The 18118-nt window shown below is 69.7% G+C and carries 17 protein-coding genes; 11 read left to right on the forward strand and 6 right to left on the reverse strand.

The window, feature by feature from the left end:
• Nucleotides 1–54: 54 nt before the first annotated feature.
• Entirely contained in the window at nt 55–540 is a 486-nt protein-coding gene (locus FDA38_RS29145; RefSeq protein WP_137257319.1) for a sigma-70 family RNA polymerase sigma factor, read from the reverse strand.
• A gap of 97 nt (nt 541–637) precedes the next feature.
• Nucleotides 638–1348, reverse strand: coding sequence for an alpha/beta fold hydrolase (locus FDA38_RS29150; protein ID WP_137257320.1), 711 nt, complete (start codon nt 1346–1348; stop codon nt 638–640).
• A 128-nt stretch (nt 1349–1476) separates the two neighbouring features.
• Here FDA38_RS29150 and FDA38_RS29155 point away from each other — a divergent pair, with 128 nt between their 5' ends.
• From FDA38_RS29155 to FDA38_RS29200, 10 genes are all read left to right on the forward strand, one after another.
• Nucleotides 1477–3207, forward strand: coding sequence for an L-aspartate oxidase (locus FDA38_RS29155; RefSeq protein WP_137257321.1), 1731 nt, complete (start codon nt 1477–1479; stop codon nt 3205–3207).
• Between the two features lies 1 nt (nt 3208).
• A complete protein-coding gene (locus FDA38_RS29160; protein ID WP_137257322.1) occupies nt 3209–3958 on the forward strand; it encodes a class I SAM-dependent methyltransferase in 750 nt (249 codons plus the stop codon).
• Between the two features lie 133 nt (nt 3959–4091).
• Nucleotides 4092–5390: a hypothetical protein gene (locus FDA38_RS29165; protein ID WP_137257323.1), complete on the forward strand. Its 1299-nt coding sequence runs from the start codon at nt 4092–4094 to the stop codon at nt 5388–5390.
• A 30-nt stretch (nt 5391–5420) separates the two neighbouring features.
• The gene (locus FDA38_RS29170; RefSeq protein WP_137257324.1) at nt 5421–6215 is read left to right on the forward strand and encodes a hypothetical protein; all 795 of its coding nucleotides are present in this window, start codon (nt 5421–5423) and stop codon (nt 6213–6215) included.
• Nucleotides 6216–6234: 19 nt separating this feature from the next.
• On the forward strand, nt 6235–8163 hold the full coding sequence (locus tag FDA38_RS29175; RefSeq protein WP_137257325.1) for a peptidoglycan recognition protein family protein: 1929 nt from the start codon (nt 6235–6237) through the stop codon (nt 8161–8163).
• A gap of 5 nt (nt 8164–8168) precedes the next feature.
• On the forward strand, nt 8169–8645 hold the full coding sequence (locus tag FDA38_RS29180) for a hypothetical protein (protein ID WP_137257326.1): 477 nt from the start codon (nt 8169–8171) through the stop codon (nt 8643–8645).
• Nucleotides 8642–11059 carry a hypothetical protein gene (locus tag FDA38_RS29185; RefSeq protein ID WP_137257327.1) on the forward strand — a complete coding sequence of 806 codons (2418 nt, stop codon included), beginning with the start codon at nt 8642–8644 and terminating at the stop codon, nt 11057–11059. The genes FDA38_RS29180 and FDA38_RS29185 overlap by 4 nt, the downstream gene beginning before the upstream one ends.
• A 1-nt stretch (nt 11060) precedes the next feature.
• Complete coding sequence (locus FDA38_RS29190; protein ID WP_137257328.1) at nt 11061–12290, forward strand: hypothetical protein; 1230 nt, start codon at nt 11061–11063, stop codon at nt 12288–12290.
• Nucleotides 12291–12297: 7 nt separating this feature from the next.
• Complete coding sequence (locus tag FDA38_RS29195) at nt 12298–13686, forward strand: M20/M25/M40 family metallo-hydrolase (RefSeq protein ID WP_137257329.1); 1389 nt, start codon at nt 12298–12300, stop codon at nt 13684–13686.
• A complete protein-coding gene (locus FDA38_RS29200) occupies nt 13683–14120 on the forward strand; it encodes a helix-turn-helix domain-containing protein (protein WP_137257330.1) in 438 nt (145 codons plus the stop codon). Before FDA38_RS29195 ends, FDA38_RS29200 begins: the two co-directional genes overlap by 4 nt.
• Nucleotides 14121–14127: 7 nt before the next feature.
• Here FDA38_RS29200 and FDA38_RS29205 read toward each other — a convergent pair whose 3' ends face one another.
• Nucleotides 14128–15003, reverse strand: a complete 876-nt coding sequence (locus tag FDA38_RS29205; RefSeq protein WP_137257331.1) for a LysR family transcriptional regulator — start codon at nt 15001–15003, stop codon at nt 14128–14130.
• Nucleotides 15004–15075: 72 nt separating this feature from the next.
• Between FDA38_RS29205 and FDA38_RS29210 the strand changes: the two genes are divergently transcribed.
• Nucleotides 15076–15948 carry an EamA family transporter gene (locus FDA38_RS29210; RefSeq protein WP_137257332.1) on the forward strand — a complete coding sequence of 291 codons (873 nt, stop codon included), beginning with the start codon at nt 15076–15078 and terminating at the stop codon, nt 15946–15948.
• On the opposite strand, the gene FDA38_RS29215 is transcribed toward FDA38_RS29210, so the two are convergent.
• From FDA38_RS29215 to FDA38_RS29225, 3 genes are all read right to left on the reverse strand, one after another.
• Nucleotides 15949–16623 carry an NADPH-dependent F420 reductase gene (locus FDA38_RS29215; RefSeq protein ID WP_137257333.1) on the reverse strand — a complete coding sequence of 225 codons (675 nt, stop codon included), beginning with the start codon at nt 16621–16623 and terminating at the stop codon, nt 15949–15951.
• Nucleotides 16620–17690 carry an LLM class flavin-dependent oxidoreductase gene (locus FDA38_RS29220; protein WP_233714985.1) on the reverse strand — a complete coding sequence of 357 codons (1071 nt, stop codon included), beginning with the start codon at nt 17688–17690 and terminating at the stop codon, nt 16620–16622. The genes FDA38_RS29215 and FDA38_RS29220 overlap by 4 nt, the downstream gene beginning before the upstream one ends.
• Before the next feature lie 63 nt (nt 17691–17753).
• Complete coding sequence (locus FDA38_RS29225) at nt 17754–18116, reverse strand: sigma-70 family RNA polymerase sigma factor family protein (protein WP_137257334.1); 363 nt, start codon at nt 18114–18116, stop codon at nt 17754–17756.
• Between the last annotated feature and the right edge of the window lie 2 nt (nt 18117–18118).

The raw sequence follows: 18118 nt of genomic DNA on the forward strand, positions 1-18118 counted from the left end.
GGCTAAGGGCGAACCGCGATACGGGTACAGGACCATCGCGTACCGGAACTGCTGTCAGACCGCCAGATCTGCCATCCGATCACGCGCCCGCTTCACCAGTTGCCGGGCGTTCGGCGCGCCGATCCGGAGTGTCTCGCCGATCTGGCGGTACGGGCAGTCGAACCCTTCCCGCAGTACGTACGTCGCTCGCTCGGCCGGCGACAACCGCTCCTTCATCACGTGTACGGCGATCGCGTACGCCTCCTGCGTCTCGGCGTACTGATGCGGGTCGACGCCACCGGCCGCCCGCTCGTCCGGCAGCCAGGCCACCGCCGTCTCGTGCCGGCGGCGGGCCGACTGCACGACGTTGATCGCGAGCCGTGACACCGTGGTCGACAGGAACGCCTGCGGGTCAGCAACGACCGTACGATCGGTCCGTTGCCAGCGCACCCAGACGTCCTGGACGAGCTCCTCCGCTTCGTGCGGGTTGCCCACGATCCGGTTCGCGATCCGGAACAGCCGCGGTCGTGCCTGGAGGAACTCGTCCAATCCCGTACTCATGATGAGGACTCCTCGCGCTGGGGGTACTCCCAGCGTCGCCGCCGGCAGTCCCCCTACGCGCCCTGGAGGCTCGTGGTCGAGTACGTGGTCCGTGGTCTCAGGCGTTCACCGCCGCCAGGATCGTGGCGGTGACCGCCTCGGGCTGCGACACGCTCAGGGCGTGCGAGGCACCGGCGATCTCGCGGGTGTCCTTCGCGCCGGCCCGCTCGGCCATGAAGCGGTGCAGGGCGACCGGGATGTTCAGGTCCTGGTCGCTGAACACGAACCACGACGGTGTCGACTTCCAGGCCGGGTCGTCGGTCGCCAGGTTGGCGGTCAGCGCGGCCTCGGTGGCCGGGCGCTGCGTCGCGGCCATCAGCGCAGCCACGTCTGCCGGTACGTCGGCGCAGAACTGCTGGTGGAACACGTCCGGACGGATCGCCAGGTCGTTGCCGCCGGTGCTGACCGGGTAGGCGTTCAGTGCGTCACCGAGCGTGCTGCCCGGGAACTTGGCGGACAACGCGAACGCACTCTCGCCCTGCTCGGGTGCGAACGCGCAGACGTAGACCAGTGCCTTGACCGCGTCGTTGTTCGCCGCGGCCTCGGTGATCACCATGCCGCCGTACGAATGGCCGACCAGCACGACGGGCTTGCCGATGCCGGCGATCACGTCGCGGACGTACTGCGCGTCGCCCTCCAGGCTGCGCAGCGCGTTCGGGGCCGCGACGGCCTCGATCGACTGCGCCTGCAGGCGCTCGATGACGCCGTTCCAGCTGGCGGATTCGGCGAAGGCGCCGTGGACCAGGACGACGACCGGATTCTCGCTCATGGGTTCCCTCTCGTTTGGACTCTCTGAAGAGACCGAACAGACACCCGGGTTGTGACCGGCGAGACAGTCACAACCGGGCACCCTGCGTTGTCCTGATTGGTGAGAGCACCGAACGCGAGGGAGAACCAATGAGCATCACCGAACAGCAGATCGCCACGTCGGTTCTGGTGATCGGAACCGGTGGTGCCGGCCTCCGGGCCGCGATCGAGCTGGCGGAACAGGGCGTCGAGGTTCTCGCCCTCGGCAAGCGCCCGCGGTCCGACGCGCACACGTCGCTGGCGGCCGGCGGCATCAACGCCGCGCTGGCCACGATGGACCCCGAGGACACCTGGCAGCAGCACGCGGCCGACACCTTGCAGGAGAGCTACCTGCTCGCGAACCCGATCACGGTCGAGATCGTCGCGAGAGGCGCCGCTCGCGGGATCGAGGACCTGGAGCGCTGGGGTATGCCGTTCGCACGCGAGGCGGACGGCCGGATCTCGCAGCGGTTCTTCGGCGCCCACACCTACCGCCGTACTGCGTTCGCGGGCGACTACACCGGGCTCGAGATCCAGCGCACGTTGATCAACCGCGCGGTGCAGCTCGGCGTACCGATCCTGGACACGGTCTACGTGACGTCGATCCTGGTCAAGGACAACACCGTGTTCGGGGCGTACGGGTTCGACCTGACGACCGGGCGGCGCTATGTCATCCACGCCGACGCGGTGATCCTGGCCGCCGGCGGTCACACCCGGATCTGGCGCCGTACGTCGTCCCGTCGCGACGAGAACACCGGCGACGCGTTCCGGCTCGCGGTCAACGCGGGCGGGAAGCTCCGCGATCCCGAGCTCGTCCAGTTCCACCCGTCCGGGCTGATCGAGCCCGAGAACGCCGCCGGCACGCTCGTGTCCGAAGCAGCCCGCGGCGAGGGCGGTCAACTGCGCAATGCGCTCGGTGAACGGTTCATGGCCCGGTACGACGCGGACCGGATGGAGCTGTCGACGCGAGACCGCGTCGCGTTGGCGGAGTACACCGAGATCAAGGAAGGCCGCGGTACCCCGAACGGCGGCGTCTGGCTGGACGTGTCCCACCTCCCCCGGGAGACGATCATGCGTCGGCTCCCGCGCGTCTACCAGACGCTGCTCGAACTGCAGATGCTCGACATCACCAAGCAGCCGATCGAGATCGCCCCGACCGCGCACTACTCGATGGGCGGGGTCTGGGTCCGGCCCGAGGACCACGGCACCGGCGTCGACGGGCTCTGGGCGATCGGCGAGGCGGCCAGCGGGCTGCACGGTGCGAACCGGCTCGGCGGCAACTCGCTGATCGAGCTGCTGGTGTTCGGTCGGATCGTGGCCGAAGAGGCCGCGAAGTACTCGATCGGCCGGCAGGCGCAACTGCGTTCCGCCGACGCGGTCGCCGAAGCCCGGGCCGAGATCGACGACCTGCTGGCGAACGACGGGCCGGAGAACGTCCGCGCCCTGCAGCGGTCCCTGCGCGACACCATGACCGCCCGGGCCGGCGTCGTACGCGATGAGCACGGGCTCAACGCCGGGCTGGCGGAGCTGGCCGAGCTCGACGAACGGATCACGCAGGTCGGCGTCCATCCGGACATCGCCGGCTTCCAGGACCTCGCGCACGCGTTCGACCTGAAGGCGTCAGCGATGGCGGCCCGGGCGACGCTCGATGCGGCCCTGGTACGGCGGGAGACGCGCGGCTGCCACAACCGCTCCGACTACCCCGAGCTCGACGACTCGTTGCAGGTGAACTTCGTATGGTCCGGGCCGGGTGACATCCGGGCCGAGCAGATCCCGCCGATCCCGGATGAGTTCCGGCAGCTGATGCGGCACGTCTCGAGCGACGGCAAGCTGGTCGAGTGACGTGACCGCAGCGGCGATGGTCGCCGAGTTCGACGACGTCGCCGCATGGACGGCGGAAGCCGTCGAAGATCTGGGTGACGAGCACGCGATTCCGGCAGCCTGCCGCGGCAGCGCCAGCCCGGCGGCGCTTGCCTGGCTGGCCGAGGCCTGCGAGCTGTCTGCGGGCGATCGGCTGCTCGACGTCGGCGCGGGCAGCGGCGGTCCCGCGGCCTGGGCGGCCAAGCGCTTCGGCGTACGACCGATCCTGCTGGAGCCGATGCCCGCCGCGGGCCGGGCCGCGTCCAAACTGTTCGGACTGCCCGTCCTGACGGCCGACGGTCAGCGCATCCCGTTGCGGACCGACTCGGTCGATGTCGCGTGGTGCCTCGGCGTCCTGTGCACGGTCGAGGACAAAGCCGCCGTACTGCGGGAGATCCACCGCGTGCTCGCCCCGCGGGCATCACTCGGACTGCTCGTCGTGGTCGCAGACTGCCCCATCACCGATCCTCCCGACGGCAACCATTTCCCGACGCAGTCCGAGCTCATCGACCTCCTCGAGACGAGCGGCTTCGACGTGGTCGAGCAGATCGAGCGGCCGGCCGCCGTACCCCTCTCCTGGACGCGTCGCGCGCAGGAGGTGACCGCACTCATCTCGGCCCGCTATCGCACGCATCCCGCGTACACGTTGGCCAGTCGCCAGGACACTCGGCTTGCTGCGCTCTTCGACCACGGCCACCTCTCACTCCAGCTCCTCCATGCCCTGTCGCTCTGATGGGGTACTTCGGTTCGGGTCGCACGGTCGGTGGACCGTGGATGTGCGTCACCCCGAGAGGTGACTGACCCGCCGGCCGGATTCGGGCTGCCATGGAAGCGCAAGCTGTCCCGGCCGAGCGAGGAGGGCCACCATGGCGCGTCAGACCACGGACCTCGAGGACGAGTACGAGTACGAATCCGAGTGGGAGGACGAGTACGAGTCCGAGGACGAAGCCGAGTGGGAGGACGAGCTCGAAGGCGAGTCCGAGCTCGAGGATGAGTACGAGGACGAGGATTTCTTCCCCGGCCTCGGCGGCGTCGTGAACGCCATCGGCGGACTGCTCGGCGAGGAAGAGTACGAGTGGGAAGAGGAGGGCGAGGAGGAGACCGAGGATGAGGCCTTCCTCGGTCTGCTCGGCCCGATCGCCAAGATCGCCGGCGGACTGCTCGGCGGCGGTGGCGGGGGCGGCGGTGATGGTGAGTACGAGGACGAAGCCGAGGACGAGCTCGAGGCCGAAGAAGAGGCCGAGGAGTTCTTCAAGCGGCTGAAGGGCGTCTTCCGCAAGGCCGCGCCGTTCCTGAAGACCCTGGCGAAGACGGCCGGGCCGCTGGTCGCGACCGCCATCGGCGGGCCGGCCGCGGGTGCCGTCGCCCGAGCCGTCACCTCGCAGCTCGAGGGTGAGTACGAGGAGGAGTTCGAGGCCGAGTTCGAAGAGATGGCCGCCGCTCCGCTCGCACCCTCGCAGGCCTTCGCGGAGTACCTCGCGGCGCAGGCCGCGGCCACCGAGTCCGAGTCCGAGGCAGAGGCCCTCGGCGGCGCGGCGGCGTACTCCGCCATCAACCCGTCGGACCGGCGTGAGCTCGAGCGCCTGCTGCCGCACCTGTTGCGCGGCGCGGCCACGATCACGCGGATGCTGCACGGCAACCGCAGCACGCGGCCCGCCGTACGCCTGGTTCCTGGGATCGCCGATGGTGCGGCCCGGACGATCGCCCGGCGGATCGCCGCCGGTGAGCCGGTCGGTCCGGTCGAGCTCGGCCAGGTCATGGGCGCCGCGACCACCAAGGCCTTGATGCCCGGTCGTGTCCGGCAAGCAGTATTGCGGCGGCACGCCCGCGGGCTCGGCCGCAGCCGCCGGCGCTACCACGGTCGTCGCGGTAGCAGCACCTGGCGCCGTACCGGCTCTCGTCGTGGGCGTCCGAGCTACCGCAGCAGCGGGCGGGGCCGAGGCCTGACCGTACGTCGTCAGCCGGTCCGCAGCCGGACCGTCGGCACGGGACGCGTGCCGCGGCCGCGTCCCGGGATGGTGCGGATCACCACACCGGTGCGCATCCCGCCGAAGGGCGGACGGCCGGCACGCGTGGTCCGCGTCGTCAGCGACGTCCGGGTGCCGCGTGGCGCCGTACCCGCCGGACGGCCGACCAGTACCGCCGGGCGCCGGCCGCGGCGCTGATCGCACACCCGACTTGGAGGGGCAAGGACCATGGCATCCGCGTTGAACCGTAGCTATCCCGAGATCCAGGGCGAGTTCGAACTCGAGGACGAGTTCGAGGAAGAAGTTGAGGTCGAGGCCGAGGACGAGCAGGAACTCGAGTTCGAGGCCGAAGACGAGGACGAGGACTTCCTCGGTGCGATCGGCGGGATCGGCAAGGCCCTGGGCGGGCTGCTCAGCGGCGGAGGCGACGGCGAGTACGAAGCCGAGTTCGAGTTCGAGGCCGAGGCGGAGACGGAGGACGAAGCCGAGGAGGAGTACGAGGACGAGGACTTCGTGAACCCGATCCGCCGGATCTACCCGGACGCCGAGCTGATGGCGCACCTGTCGGCGAAGGCCGCGCAGACCTCCAGCGAGGCCGAGGCGGAGGCGTTCCTCGGAGCGCTCGTCCCGATCGCCTCCAAGCTGATCCCGCGCGCCGCGGGCGTCCTGGCCCGCAACGCGCCGGCCCTGATCCGCGGTACGTCGGCCCTCGGTCGGCGACTGCGTCGGAACCCGGCCACCCGCAAGTACGTGATGGCGATGCCGGTGATCCTGCAACGGACCGCGCAGAGCCTCGCGGACCAGGCCGCCGCCGGCCGCAGCGTCTCCCCGGAGACCGCGATCTCGACGATGACGCGGATCGCCGGGCGGATGTTCCGCCAGGCACCCGAACGCAACCGCGCGATGCGCGCCGTCAGCACGTTCGACCGCCGCTACCGCCGTCGCAGCCGCACCCCGGCGACCTCCGGCGTACGGCGGACGCGCCGGCCGCAGCCGACCCGGCGCCGCCGGGCCCGACGCTGACCTGTGGTGGGGAGGGACGATGCCGTACCTGACGGACCTCGCGGGCGTCGCCCGTAAGACCAGCCTCGAGGTCATCGAGGTGCCCGGCTGGCAGACCCGCGGCCGGGACGAGATGAGCGACGTCCGCGCGGTGGTGTGCCATCACACCGCGACGCTGAACAAGACCGCCGACATGCCGTCGCTGGACACCCTGATCAACGGGCGACCGGATCTGACCGGGCCGTTGTCGCACTTCGGGTTGTCGCGGTCCGGCAAGGTGTACGTGATCGCGGCCGGGCGCTGCAATCACGCGGGGACGGTGCGGGATCCGTCGTGGGGCAACAGCCACTCGATCGGGATCGAGGCCGAGGCGACCGGTACCGACGCGACCTGGCCCGAGGTGCAGATGGCGGCGTACGCGCAGCTGTGCCGGGTGCTGATCGATCACTTCGGGTTGAACGTCAGCGCGGTGCTCGGGCACAAGGAGGTCGCGGATCCACCGAAGCGGAAGATCGACCCGAACTTCGACATGGACGCCTTCCGCGCCCGCATCAGTTCACTCAGCGGCATCACTCCCCCGCCGCCTGTGCCCTCCACACCTGCCCCTACCCCGGCCCCGGCTCCCCCTACCTCGTCCTGGTTGTCCTGGTTGCCGTCATTCCCGTGGTTCGAAGGCGAGGCGGCCGCGACGCCCATCGCGTCGACGCGACCGGCGCGTGACGTGCTTCCGGCGTACCTGTCCGGACAGGCGCTCAACGTCCGCCGGCACCTGACCGCGCTCCGCGACTTCAGCCGCGACGAGTTCGGCGGCCAGCCCGCGCGTCCCAGCGAAGGACACGTGCAAGCGGTCAACGCTTTGCTGGCGACGTTGCGCGGACCGCTCAACACGATCGTCGAGCGGCTGGATCGCGCCACCGACGCCGCGCAGACCAACCCGTCGCCGCATCGCGTCGGCCTGGCTCTGGACCTGAAGTCACAGGCCCACGACCTGGTGCGCGCGACCGAACGCGTGTGGGACTTCTACTTCGAGCTGTTCGGGCAACGGCAGAGCGCGTTCGGCGAATGGCTCGACGCCTGCGACCGGATCACACTTGATTGCTATCAGCACGTATTCATGCACCTCGGCAACGAGCGCAGCATTCCGGCTCCGCCGCCGTTCTGCTACATGCGGACCGGATTCTCGCCGGCGACGTTCCGGCGGGGCATCCCGCTCCGCCGGCTCGGACGGCAGCTCAACCCGTTTCCGCTTGTGCAGTTGCCGTATCACCGGCTCGTCAACCCGTGGACCATCGGCGCGATCCTGCACGAGGTGTCGCACAACCTGCAGAACGAGTTGCAGCTCGAGCAGGCCATTCCGTCGTCGATCGGGCGGCGGTTGCGCGACGCCGGCGTACCTGTTGCCATCAGCAACATTTGGGTCAGGTGGAACCGGGAGATCTTCGGCGACATGGTCGGCGGTCTGCTCGGCGGCGAGGCGTTCGTGTCGTCGTTGATGGACGTGATCGGGCGCGGGCCGGCGCAGAGTTTCGGCTATTCGCCGCGGTCGGTGCATCCCACGCCGTACCTGCGGACGTTCCTGTCGTGCGAGCTGTTGCGCCGGATGGGGTTCCCGGAGCGGGCCGCCGAGTTCCGGCGCGCGTGGTCGCAGCTGTACCCGACGCCGCGCGAGTCGACGATGCCGCCGAAGCTGCTCGCCACCGCCCGGACCGCGATCCCCGCCGTCGTCGAGGCCGTCTGCTACACGCCGTTCCAGGGACTCGGCGGGAAGTCGTTGCGCGAGGTGATCTTCTTCGAGCCGCGGCACCAGGCGATGATCGACGAGGCCGGCGTACGACTCGCCAAGGGCGTCGATCCCGGTGTCGTCCCGGAGCGGTTCCTGATCGGCGCCGTACGTTCCGCGCTCGACCACCATCGCGCCGAGCCGGATCGCCTGATGCGCAACTTCTACGCGCAACTGGCGAGGCGGTGACCGCGATGACGATCGAAGACCGCCGTACGGCGTTGCACCAGGCGCTACGGGCTTTGTGGCTCGCGGTCGCCGAACTGGTCCTGAACGCGAACGACGACCAGCCGGAAGAGAGCGACCTGGCATCGGCCGAACACGCCGCCCAGCTCACCGTCGAGATCCAGGGCCGGCTGGCCGAGGCGATCGCTGCCCAGAAGGAGCCGACCGCCGTCGAACTGGCCGAGGTCGACCGGTTGGTACGGGAAGCAAGTCTCATCTACTGGCGCGATCTGCGCGCCCACGAGGCGGTCTCGCGATTGCGCGGCTCTACGAGACGCCGGGGTGGTCCCTGGCCGTCGTGGTGGTCGGGCGTCGAGCAGAGCCTCGAACGCTGTGAAGAACCGCTCGTCGCCGCCGGTCTCGCGATCGGCGACGCGTGGCATGAGCTCGTCACCGGATCGTCCCTCACGGGGACCGGGACGAATACCTCCAGGAGGTCGTCGTGACCAATGACAAGTTGCAGCCAGGACTCCCGGTCGTCGAGGTCGACCAGGCCTTCCCGCTGATGACCACGGACTCGGTCGCCCGCCCGACGACCACCTCCGGCACCGGCGACCAGGGCCCGGTGGTGAGCGCAGCCATCCGCGACGTCCTGGGCTGGCGCCCCCGCGTCCAGGACCCGAAAGCCTTCACCGCCGCCCTCAGCGCCTCCTTCGAACTCTCCACCTTCGAGGACCACGTCGTCACCAAGTACGTCCCCCGCGGCGTAGCGGTCCAGGCCGACCTCGGCGGCGTCACCGGCGGCCAGGCCTCCCTCTACCTCCGCGCCAAAGCCGCCCACGAACAAATCACCCGCATGCTCGACAGCCTCCAACCCCTCCGAACCGACGCCGACCCCCAGGACTGCGAGGCCTACCGAACCCTCGTCCGAGACTCGGTCCGCCGCATAGTCCTGGAATTCGGCCGCGAAGGCGGTCCCCGCGTCGCTTTGGTCGACTCGGCGTTCGGAGTGCTGACCGGCTTCAGCCCGAACACGATCACAGGATCCGTCGGCGCCCTGCCGGGCATGGGCAGCAAGCAGCCCGGCGTCGTGGCGCAGCCTATGGCGCCGTTCGGCGGCTCGCCGCCTGCGCCGCCCGTGGTGCCGGCCGCCGTCGCCGAGGTCGACCCGGACAGCGTGCCAGGTCAGCTCGGCGCGCTGCGCGATCGGTTCGGGCTCGACGACGATCACGTCAACACGGTGGACGAGGAGAAGCAGCGGACGAGTTTCTGGACTCTGGTCGAGCTGGTCACCGACCTCCAACGCTCGTGGGCGTTGCGCCGTACGGACTTCACCCTCGGCGCCGGTAGCGGGTTCCTCGGCACGGACCTCGTACAGATCAGCAGGTTGCTCGCGGCGGCCTCCGAACAGGTCGACGAGTTCGAGGCGGTGCTGGACTCCGTGCTCGTGTCGGGTGCTGAACGGCAGACCGTGATCCTCGACCGCGGCACCGGGCTGACGCTCGACGACCTGACCCAGTGGCTGCGCGTGTTCGTCACCGAGGACGGGCCGAACATCATCCGCGACACCGGCCGCGACGGCCTGGTCTCGAGCTTCACGCCGACTGCGATCGACCTGCTCGTCACCCTTCGCGACAAGCTCGTCCGACGGCTGATTCCATGTGGAAGCTCGGGGTGTGCGGGCGGTTGCCATTGCGGTTCTCGCGGCAAGGTCACGTGCATCCCGCTCGGTTGCTGTACGCCGCTGCCGCCCGGCATGTACTCCGGCCGCGTCAAGATCGCGGTGTCGACCCTGTGCGGGCTGATCGAGCGGTTGACCGCGAAGGCGATCCGGATCGGCCGCTTCTCCGGCGTGGTCCTCCTCGACATCGCGGTCATGCCGTTCGAGAACGATGCCCTGCTCTCGGGGCAGGATTTCGTCCGAGTCGAGGTTCGGGGTCTGCACCTGCGTCCGACGTACGTCCCGGCCTTCGTCGCCGACGGACTGCAGCCGGTCGACCTCTCGACTCTCGTGCTGCCGCTCCAGGGCAGCGCCAGTGCCGACGACGACCACCTCGGCGGAATCTTCCAGCGCGGTGCGTTGCCGCTCTCTCTGCAGCAACTGCTCGACACCGCCGGTGGCCGAGGAGTCCTGCTGGCTGCCAGCGAGGTGCCGATGGCGATCGTCGACGGCGAGCTCGGCCGGATCATCCAGGGCCCGAGCGTCACCACCTGGCCACGGCTGCGGCCGGCGTACGACGTGGATCCCGACAGCGCACCGGACGCGTGGGACGACATTCCGCCGAACCAGCGGTTCGTCCCCCAGTCCCCGCTCGACCCGATCGAGCCCGAACCCGACGAGGACTGCCTGGACGAATGTGACGACGACTGCGAGGACTGTGGTTGCGGATGCCACGGGTTCAAGGTGGGGCACTCGACGCTGGCGCGGTTCCGGGCGATTCTGGCCGACGACGACGTCCAGGAGCAGGCCCGGAAACTCAGGCAGGACTGGCCGACCTTCGCCAAGCTCGTGAAGACGCTCGGAAGCGACGAGCTCGGCGATCTCCTGACGTCGGTCGATGCCGCGAACACACACCGCATCGAGGAAGAGGCCGCCGCGGAACGCGCCGAGCGCGCCGGGGCCAAGACCAGGCAGCGGATCAAGGAACTCGAGGCCCGCGCGAACGCCTTGACGTACAGCGCGATCCAGGCACGACGCGCGCTGGAACGGGCGCAGCAGGCGGCAGCGATGCGCGTCGGTCCGGCGCCGTTCCTGGTCCTGAGCAGCCAGCCGGCTCCAGCGGCTCCAGCGGCGCCGGCCAAGAAGGCCGCAGCCAAGAAGGCCCCGGCAGTGCCGCCGGCGAAGAAGGCCGCGGCCAAGAAGGCTGCGAAGAAGGCGCCGGCCAAGAAGGCCCCAGGTTCGCGCGGAGGAGGGAGCTGACATGCTTTCCGAGCGGGATTATCAGGACTTGCTGGATCGGATGCAGGCGCTGCGGAGTCAGGTGGCGGAGCGGTTGTCGGGGAGTTTGGTTTCCAATCCGGCGTTGGCGGAGGAGATCAACAAGCAGCTCGACGATCTGGTGACGGCGGCTCGGGAGGCGGATGCGGCGGGGCCGCGGCCGCCGGACCGGGGGCTGGCGGAGTTGGTCGGGGTCGGGCCGGATGCGGCGCAGGAGTTCGGCGACGTCAAGATTCCGCAGGGTGTCGCGGAGTACGACGAGAACGTCAACTCCGAGCGCGTCGTCGCGGTCGGCGATCTGTACTACATCTATCAGCACGAGAAGATCGGCGTCTTCAAGGTCGTGCAGCGGTTGAAGCAGCTGTTCGAGGGCGGCGCGATCCGGCTGTCGGGCGGCGAGGGCGCGTACCGGCTCTACCAGTTCGACCGTCGTGACGTACTGCGCTACACCGCGAAGGACCGGCTGGCGGCGTACCGGCGGGTGCTCGGCTACGGCCGCGGACTCGGCGCCGGGCAGAGCCGGCCGAACACCGACTTCCACATGCTGTTCTCGCACTTCATCAACCAGGTCACGCTGTTCTGGCGCGACAAGCGGATAAGCGATGTGATCCGGGAACGGGCGCTGGACCCGAGCTTCGGGTCGATCGCGGTCGTCCGCCGGGCCGGGCTCGATCTGCGCAACAACCTGAAGTTCACGTCGTACGGTCACCTCAACGTACTGCGGGTCGAAGTCATGCAACTGCTCGAGGAATGCTTCGCGATCCTCGGCTCTGAGGACGTCAAGGATCTGTTCGGCGCCGCGAACGCGTGGGACGTCGTCGACGAGGTGCTGATCAGGTACTTCGACGTACGCCTGCAGAGCAGTCCGCGGCAACGGATGGCGGTCAACGGCCGCGACGTACTGCGGTGGCTGTCCGGCAACCACGTGATGGAGACCGGGCGCGGCCAGTTCGAGGCGCTGCTGATGGAGATCGCCGAGCCGTCCGAGGAATGGCTGACGTCGGCCCAGGCGATGAGCCTCGCCCGGCGTTCCGGGACCGACCGGGTCATGCCATGGGAGCAGCTCGGACAGTCCGGCGTCGCCGCGCGGTACAGCGAACGTACGCCGGCGCAGATGCCGCCGAGCGCCCGCGGGCCGATGTACCCGCGGCGCGGCGGCACCGGTACCTATCGGGGTGGCCAAGGCGGCGTACCCGTCCGGACCCGCCCGTGACTGAACGATGATCTCTCCGCAGGTGCTTGCCGCTGCCAAGCAGCGGCAAGCACGACGTCTGACCGAGCTGCTGGACTGGCTTGCCATCCCCTCGGTCAGTGCGGACCCGCGCCACACCGACGACGTACGCCGGGCCGCCCGCTGGCTCGCGTCCTGGCAGCGTGCTCGCGGCGCGACGGTGGACCTGCGGCCGACGCGCAACGGACGCGACGTCGTCGTCGCACGCTGGCCGGCCGCGCCCGGCGCCAGGCAGGTGGTCATCTACGGGCACTACGACGTACAGCCGGCCGGCCCTGGCTGGTCGTCGCACCCGTTCCGCCCGGTCATTCGTGACGGCGTCATCTACGCCCGCGGCGCCAACGACGACAAGGGGCAGCTGTTCGCGCACCTGTGCGCCCTGGACGCGTGGCCCGGCGTACTGCCCGCCGAGGTCATCGTGATCGCGGAGGGAGCCGAGGAGGTCGGCAGCCCCGGCTTTGCCCAGGTCATCGGCGAACTCCGCGGACTCCGGCCGACGGCCGTGATCGTGTCCGACACCGAGCGGTACGACGACGGAACGCCGACCGTCACGATCAGCCAGCGCGGCCGCCTCGCCGCCTCGCTCACCGTCGACACCGGCGGTACGGCGGTACACGCGGGGCGACTCGGCGGCGCCGTCGTCGACCCGAGCCTCATCCTCGCCGACGCGCTGCGCATCTTGCGGACAGAACTCTTCGCGGACACGATCGCCGTCCGATCCACCGCAACGACGAGAACCGACGACTCCATCAAACGAGCCGCACCGGGCCGGGCCACGGTCGGTCGCGGTCTCGACAAGCGGGTCACGCTGCGCGGATCGGTCGGAGTCACGCAGCTCGTCGCCGGCACCGGCGGTGCGTCGCTGCCATCGCGCGCGGTCGCGACGCTGGACCTCCGGCTGCCACCACGATCCGACCCGGCAGACGTCGTACTGCGTGCCCGTCGTCTGCTCGCATCCTTCGCGCCGCACGTCCGGCTCCGATTCACCGGCGGCGTGCCGGCGATCGAGACACTGCCGGACGACTTTGTCCGGCGGGCGGTCGATCAGGCGTGTACCGCGATCGTCGGCCGGCCGGCGGTCGACGTCCGGTCCGGTGGCACGATCCCGGCCGTCGGCATCCTCGCGCGGGCGTTGCGGATTCGCCCGCTGTTGCTGGGATTCGGGCCGCCGGCGGGGAACGCACACGGGCCGGATGAGGCGATGGACATCGCCGGATGGGCGGCCGGAGTACAACTCTCCGCGGCATTGCTGTCGGCATTGACCCGGCCTATTAGAGCCGAGCCGGTACCGGTATTGCGGCGAAAGGATCACCATGGTGAGATCCGGCAGTTTCGTTGCGGCGAATTGCCGGTGCAGCTCGAGGGGGAGGGACGATGACCGCTACCGCTACGCCTGCGTCGACCCGGGGGTCCGCGACCTTGGCGCACTCCCCTCCCCCACCCCGCACCACCTCGGAGGAGACTGCCGACGCGGAGTTGCAGCAGTGCATCGTGGCCGCGCTCCGGGCGATGATCGATCACGTCGAACTGACCGTCGTGGAGACGACGACCAGCGACGGCACGGTCTCGGTCATGCTCGAGCACGACAACGTGCGCTGCGTGCTGGTCGTCTCGGCTCAGGTTCCCCGCCACAGCCTGAGCCCACGCGAACTCCAGATCGCCCGCCTGGTCGCCGACGGCGCCACGAATCGCGCCATCGCCAGCTCACTCGAGATCAGCCCCTGGACAGTCTCCACCCACATGCGCCGCATCTTCGCCAAACTCGACGTCTCCAGCCGAGCCGAGATGGTCGCCCAATTCTTCGGCGCGTGATCCGGGGTCAGTGCAGCAGCTTGAGGACGAGAGACAGCGGGGACCAGTTGGTGCGGCCCCGGCGGGTGAGCGCGTAGGCGCGCATCCGGGGTTCGGGGGTGCGGAGGCGGCGGAGGGAGATGCCGGTGGTTTTGGGGTAGGCGGCGGGCATCAGGGCTACGCCCAGGCCGGCGGTGATCATTTCCTGGACCAGTTGGAGGGTGTCGGCGCGTTGGGTGATGTGGGGTTCGAAGCCGGCGAGGGCGGCCAGGGTACGGACGACGTGCTCGTCGGCGGTGTGGCGGGAGTTCACGATCCAGTCGCTGTCGGCGAAGGCGGCTAGTACTTCGGCCGACGTACCGCTGGTGCGGCGGGACTGGGACGGTACGGCGAGGCCCCAGGTGGACTCCCAGAGCGGAGTGGATTCGAGCGCCGGATCGACCGCGGCGGGCGCGAGGTTGTAGTCGTAGCTCAGCACGAGGTCGACCTGGTCCCGCTCCAACAGCGCGAGCGCCTCGGGTGGCTCCTGCTCCTGGATCTCGAGCCGTACGGCGGGGTGCTCCGCGGCGAGCCGGTGTACGACGGGGAGCAGGCTGTCCCGGATGACCGTATGGAACGCCGCGACGCGAACCGTCCCGGCCGGCTCGGCCGACGGATCGAGGTCGGCGCGCGCAGCCTCGTGGGCCGCGAGGATCTCGACCGCGTGCCCGGCCAGTCGCCGACCCGCCGGGGTAAGCCGGACGCGGCGGCCGTCGGGCTCGATCAGCGGCGTACCGACCTCCCGGGCGAGCGCGGCGATCTGTTGCGAGACGGTCGACGTGGTGACGCCGAGCGTTGCCGAGACGGCCTGCATCGAGCCCAATCGGGACAGGGCGAGCAGCAGCTCGAGACGCCGTACATCCATTCATGAATCATGAACGATTTGTCCAGGATTAACACGTGGACGCGAATAAAATCGCGAGCTTCACTGGAAAGCATGCGCACACGAGACAGGCAGACCGGCGTAGCGTTCGCGGTCCTGTCGATGACGATGGTCCAGCTCGGACTGGCCGCCTCCGTCGGGCTCTTCGACCGGGTCGGCCCGGAGGGCGCTGCCTGGCTGCGGCTGGCCTGCGCCGGCTTGATCGTGCTCGTGCTGTTCCGCCCGCGACCCAGCTCGTTCGACCGCAAGTCATTCCTGGCCGCGGTCGGTCTCGGCATCGCAACCGCCGGCGTGACGCTCCTCTTCATGGCCGCCGCTGCTCGGCTGCCACTCGGTACGGCGAGCGCGCTCGAGTTCCTCGGTCCGCTCACAGTCGCAGTACTGCGGAGTCGCGGCCGGCTGATCTGGCCCGGGCTGGCGTTCGTCGGGGTGATGCTGCTGACTCAGCCCTGGCACGGATCGGTCGACGGACTCGGCGTGCTGTTCGCGCTCGGCGCGGCCGCCTGCTGGGCGGCGTACATCGTCCTCACCCAGCACGTCGGCGGGAACGTGACCGGTCTGCAAGGCATGGGCGTATCGCTGCCGGTGGCTGCCGTCGTCGCCACCGCGGTCGCCGGGCCGAGCACGATCCCGGTGATGACGTGGCAGCTGGTCGCGATCGGTTTCGGGCTGGCGCTGCTGCTCCCGGTGATCCCGTTCAGCCTCGAGTACCTGGCTCTCCGCAGGCTCGACGCCGGGGTGTTCGGCACCCTGATGAGCCTCGAGCCCGCGCTCGCACTCCTGGTCGGCTGGATCTTCCTCAGCCAGGCGCCGGGACTCCTGCAGGTGGTCGGCATCGCCTCGGTGGTGGCCGCAGGCGTCGGCGCCGAGCGGTCGGTCAAACAAACCGACCGGCTCAGCGCCGACGTGGACCGGGTGTCCGTGTAGCTAAGCGGCAGCCCGGGCTTGGGCTACCTCTTGGCCTTTGACGGTTTCCGGGTAGCGGGCCAGCATGTCGCGGAGTTCGTCCGCGCCGACGTTGGCGCCGAAGGACTCGGCGCCGGGCTCCAGGCTCTTGCCCTCGGCAAGCGGACCGGCGAGGACCGGGTCGAAGCCGAGAGCGTCGACTATGGCCGCCGCCTCAGCCGCGTCCGCGGCCTCACCCGCGACCGCGATCGCCTTGCGGTCGGCCGATCCGGCCGGACGGGCGCCTTCGTCGAGGTCGTGGTAACCCATGTGGTTGAAGGCCTTCACGACACGGGACCCGGGCAGGAACTCCTGCACGAGCTCCGACGACGAGGTCCGCGGGTCGGTCAGGTCGGAGCGGATGCCGTCGACCTCCCACCAATAGTTCATCGCGTCGATGACGAGCTTCCCGCGCAGCGCGTCGACCGGGATCGTCTGGTACTTCCCGAGCGGCAGCGCCAGGATCACCACATCGGCCTCGGCCGCGGCCTCGGCAGCAGTCGTGGCCACGGCGCCCGGCGTGACGACCTCCACGATCAGCGCGATCTTCGAGACGTCACCCGACCCCGCGATCAGCACGCGATACCCAGCGGCGACCGCGAGCCGGGCCAGGACGGTCCCGACCTTCCCGGCTCCCAGGATCCCGATCGTCGTCACTTCGAGTCCGCCAGCATGTCGCGCACCAGCGGGATCACCTTCGTGCCGTACAGCTCGACAGCCTTCAGCCGAGCGCTCACCGGCAGCGGACCACCCGAGTAGATCAGGTCGAACCGCGAAACCCCGAGCGTCCCCACCGCGTCGGCGATCCGGCGAGCCACCGTCTCCGGCGACCCGACGTACATCGAGCCGTGCAGTACCTCGGACTCGAACTCCTCGCGCTTCAACGGCGGCCAGCCGCGCAGCGCGCCGATCCGGTCGCGCATCACCTTGTACGGCGCGTAGAAGATCTCCTTCGCCTGCTCGTCCGTTTCCGCGACGAACCCGGGCGAGTGCATGCCGACCGGATGCGCGACGGTCCCGAACTGCTCGGCCGCCCGCTTGTACAGATCCAGGTACGGCGCGAACCGGTCCGGCGCCCCGCCGATGATCGCGAGCATCAACGGCAACCCGTAGTACGCCGTCCGTACGACGGACTGCGGCGAGCCACCGACCCCGACCCAGGTCTTCAGCCGCCCGGACTCCGTCTTCGGATAGACATCGGCGTTGTCGAGCGCGGCGCGAACCGTGCCCTCCCAGGTGACCGGCTTCTCGTCGAGCAGCTGCACGAACAGCTGCAGCTTCTCCTCGAACAGCTTGTCGTAGTCGGCCAGGTCGTACCCGAACAGCGGGAACGACTCGGTGAACGACCCACGCCCGAGGATCACCTCGGCCCGACCGTTCGACAGCGCGTCGACGGTGGAGAACCGCTGGAACACCCGCACCGGGTCGTCCGAGCTCAGCACGGTGACACCGGAGCCGAGCTTGAGGTTCGACGTCTTGGTCGCGATACCGGCCAGCACCGTCTCCGGTGAGGAGATCGAGTACTCCGGCCGGTGGTGCTCACCGAGGGCGATCGCGTTCACGCCGATCTGGTCGGCCAGCACCGCCTCCTCGACGACCTGCCGGATCGCCGCCGCGTCCGTGACCGGCGCGCCGCTGTCGTCCACCGGGATGTCCCCGAAGGAATCCAGCCCGAAATCCAACGTGGCCAACTCGGCCATGTCTCCACTCTCCTGTCCGCTCACCCGTTAAGTCTAGGTTGACACGTCAACACCAGACCAGGGGGTGTTCATTCCCCGGAGAGAGGGTCACACCCAGTGCCGCAGCTTGTCCGGGTTCAGCACGATCCAGACCGCGGCGACCTTCGCGCCCGTCACCTTCAGGCTCACCACGGCGACGACCCGGCCGGCGGCACGCAGTACGACACCGGGCTGGCCGTTGACCGCCTCCACGGTCGGCGCTATGTCCGGGTGCAGGCCGAGCACGTTGCACACCGACTCCGCGACCTGCGCGATGCCCCGCACCGGTCCCGGCGCCGCGAACACCTGCCCGCCGCCGTCGCTGACCGCGACCACGTCAGGCGTCAGCAAGCTCCGGATCGCGCCCGCACTGCCGGCCCGGCACGCCGTCGCGAACCGGTGTACGACGGCATGATCGCCCCGCTTGAACACAT

The sequence above is a fragment of the Kribbella jiaozuonensis genome, assembly GCF_005233875.1.
GTDB classification, from domain to species: Bacteria; Actinomycetota; Actinomycetes; order Propionibacteriales; family Kribbellaceae; genus Kribbella; species Kribbella jiaozuonensis.

Coding starts and splice junctions, on each gene's coding strand:
- FDA38_RS29150 (WP_137257320.1), bottom strand. CDS start 1,348: ATGAGCGAGAATCCGGTCGTCGTCCTGGTCCACGGCGCCTTCGCCGAA.
- FDA38_RS29170 (WP_137257324.1), top strand. CDS start 5,421: ATGGCATCCGCGTTGAACCGTAGCTATCCCGAGATCCAGGGCGAGTTC.
- FDA38_RS29145 (WP_137257319.1), bottom strand. CDS start 540: ATGAGTACGGGATTGGACGAGTTCCTCCAGGCACGACCGCGGCTGTTC.
- FDA38_RS29210 (WP_137257332.1), top strand. CDS start 15,076: ATGCGCACACGAGACAGGCAGACCGGCGTAGCGTTCGCGGTCCTGTCG.
- FDA38_RS29200 (WP_137257330.1), top strand. CDS start 13,683: ATGACCGCTACCGCTACGCCTGCGTCGACCCGGGGGTCCGCGACCTTG.
- FDA38_RS29180 (WP_137257326.1), top strand. CDS start 8,169: ATGACGATCGAAGACCGCCGTACGGCGTTGCACCAGGCGCTACGGGCT.
- FDA38_RS29155 (WP_137257321.1), top strand. CDS start 1,477: ATGAGCATCACCGAACAGCAGATCGCCACGTCGGTTCTGGTGATCGGA.
- FDA38_RS29190 (WP_137257328.1), top strand. CDS start 11,061: ATGCTTTCCGAGCGGGATTATCAGGACTTGCTGGATCGGATGCAGGCG.
- FDA38_RS29175 (WP_137257325.1), top strand. CDS start 6,235: ATGCCGTACCTGACGGACCTCGCGGGCGTCGCCCGTAAGACCAGCCTC.
- FDA38_RS29195 (WP_137257329.1), top strand. CDS start 12,298: ATGATCTCTCCGCAGGTGCTTGCCGCTGCCAAGCAGCGGCAAGCACGA.
- FDA38_RS29205 (WP_137257331.1), bottom strand. CDS start 15,003: ATGGATGTACGGCGTCTCGAGCTGCTGCTCGCCCTGTCCCGATTGGGC.
- FDA38_RS29165 (WP_137257323.1), top strand. CDS start 4,092: ATGGCGCGTCAGACCACGGACCTCGAGGACGAGTACGAGTACGAATCC.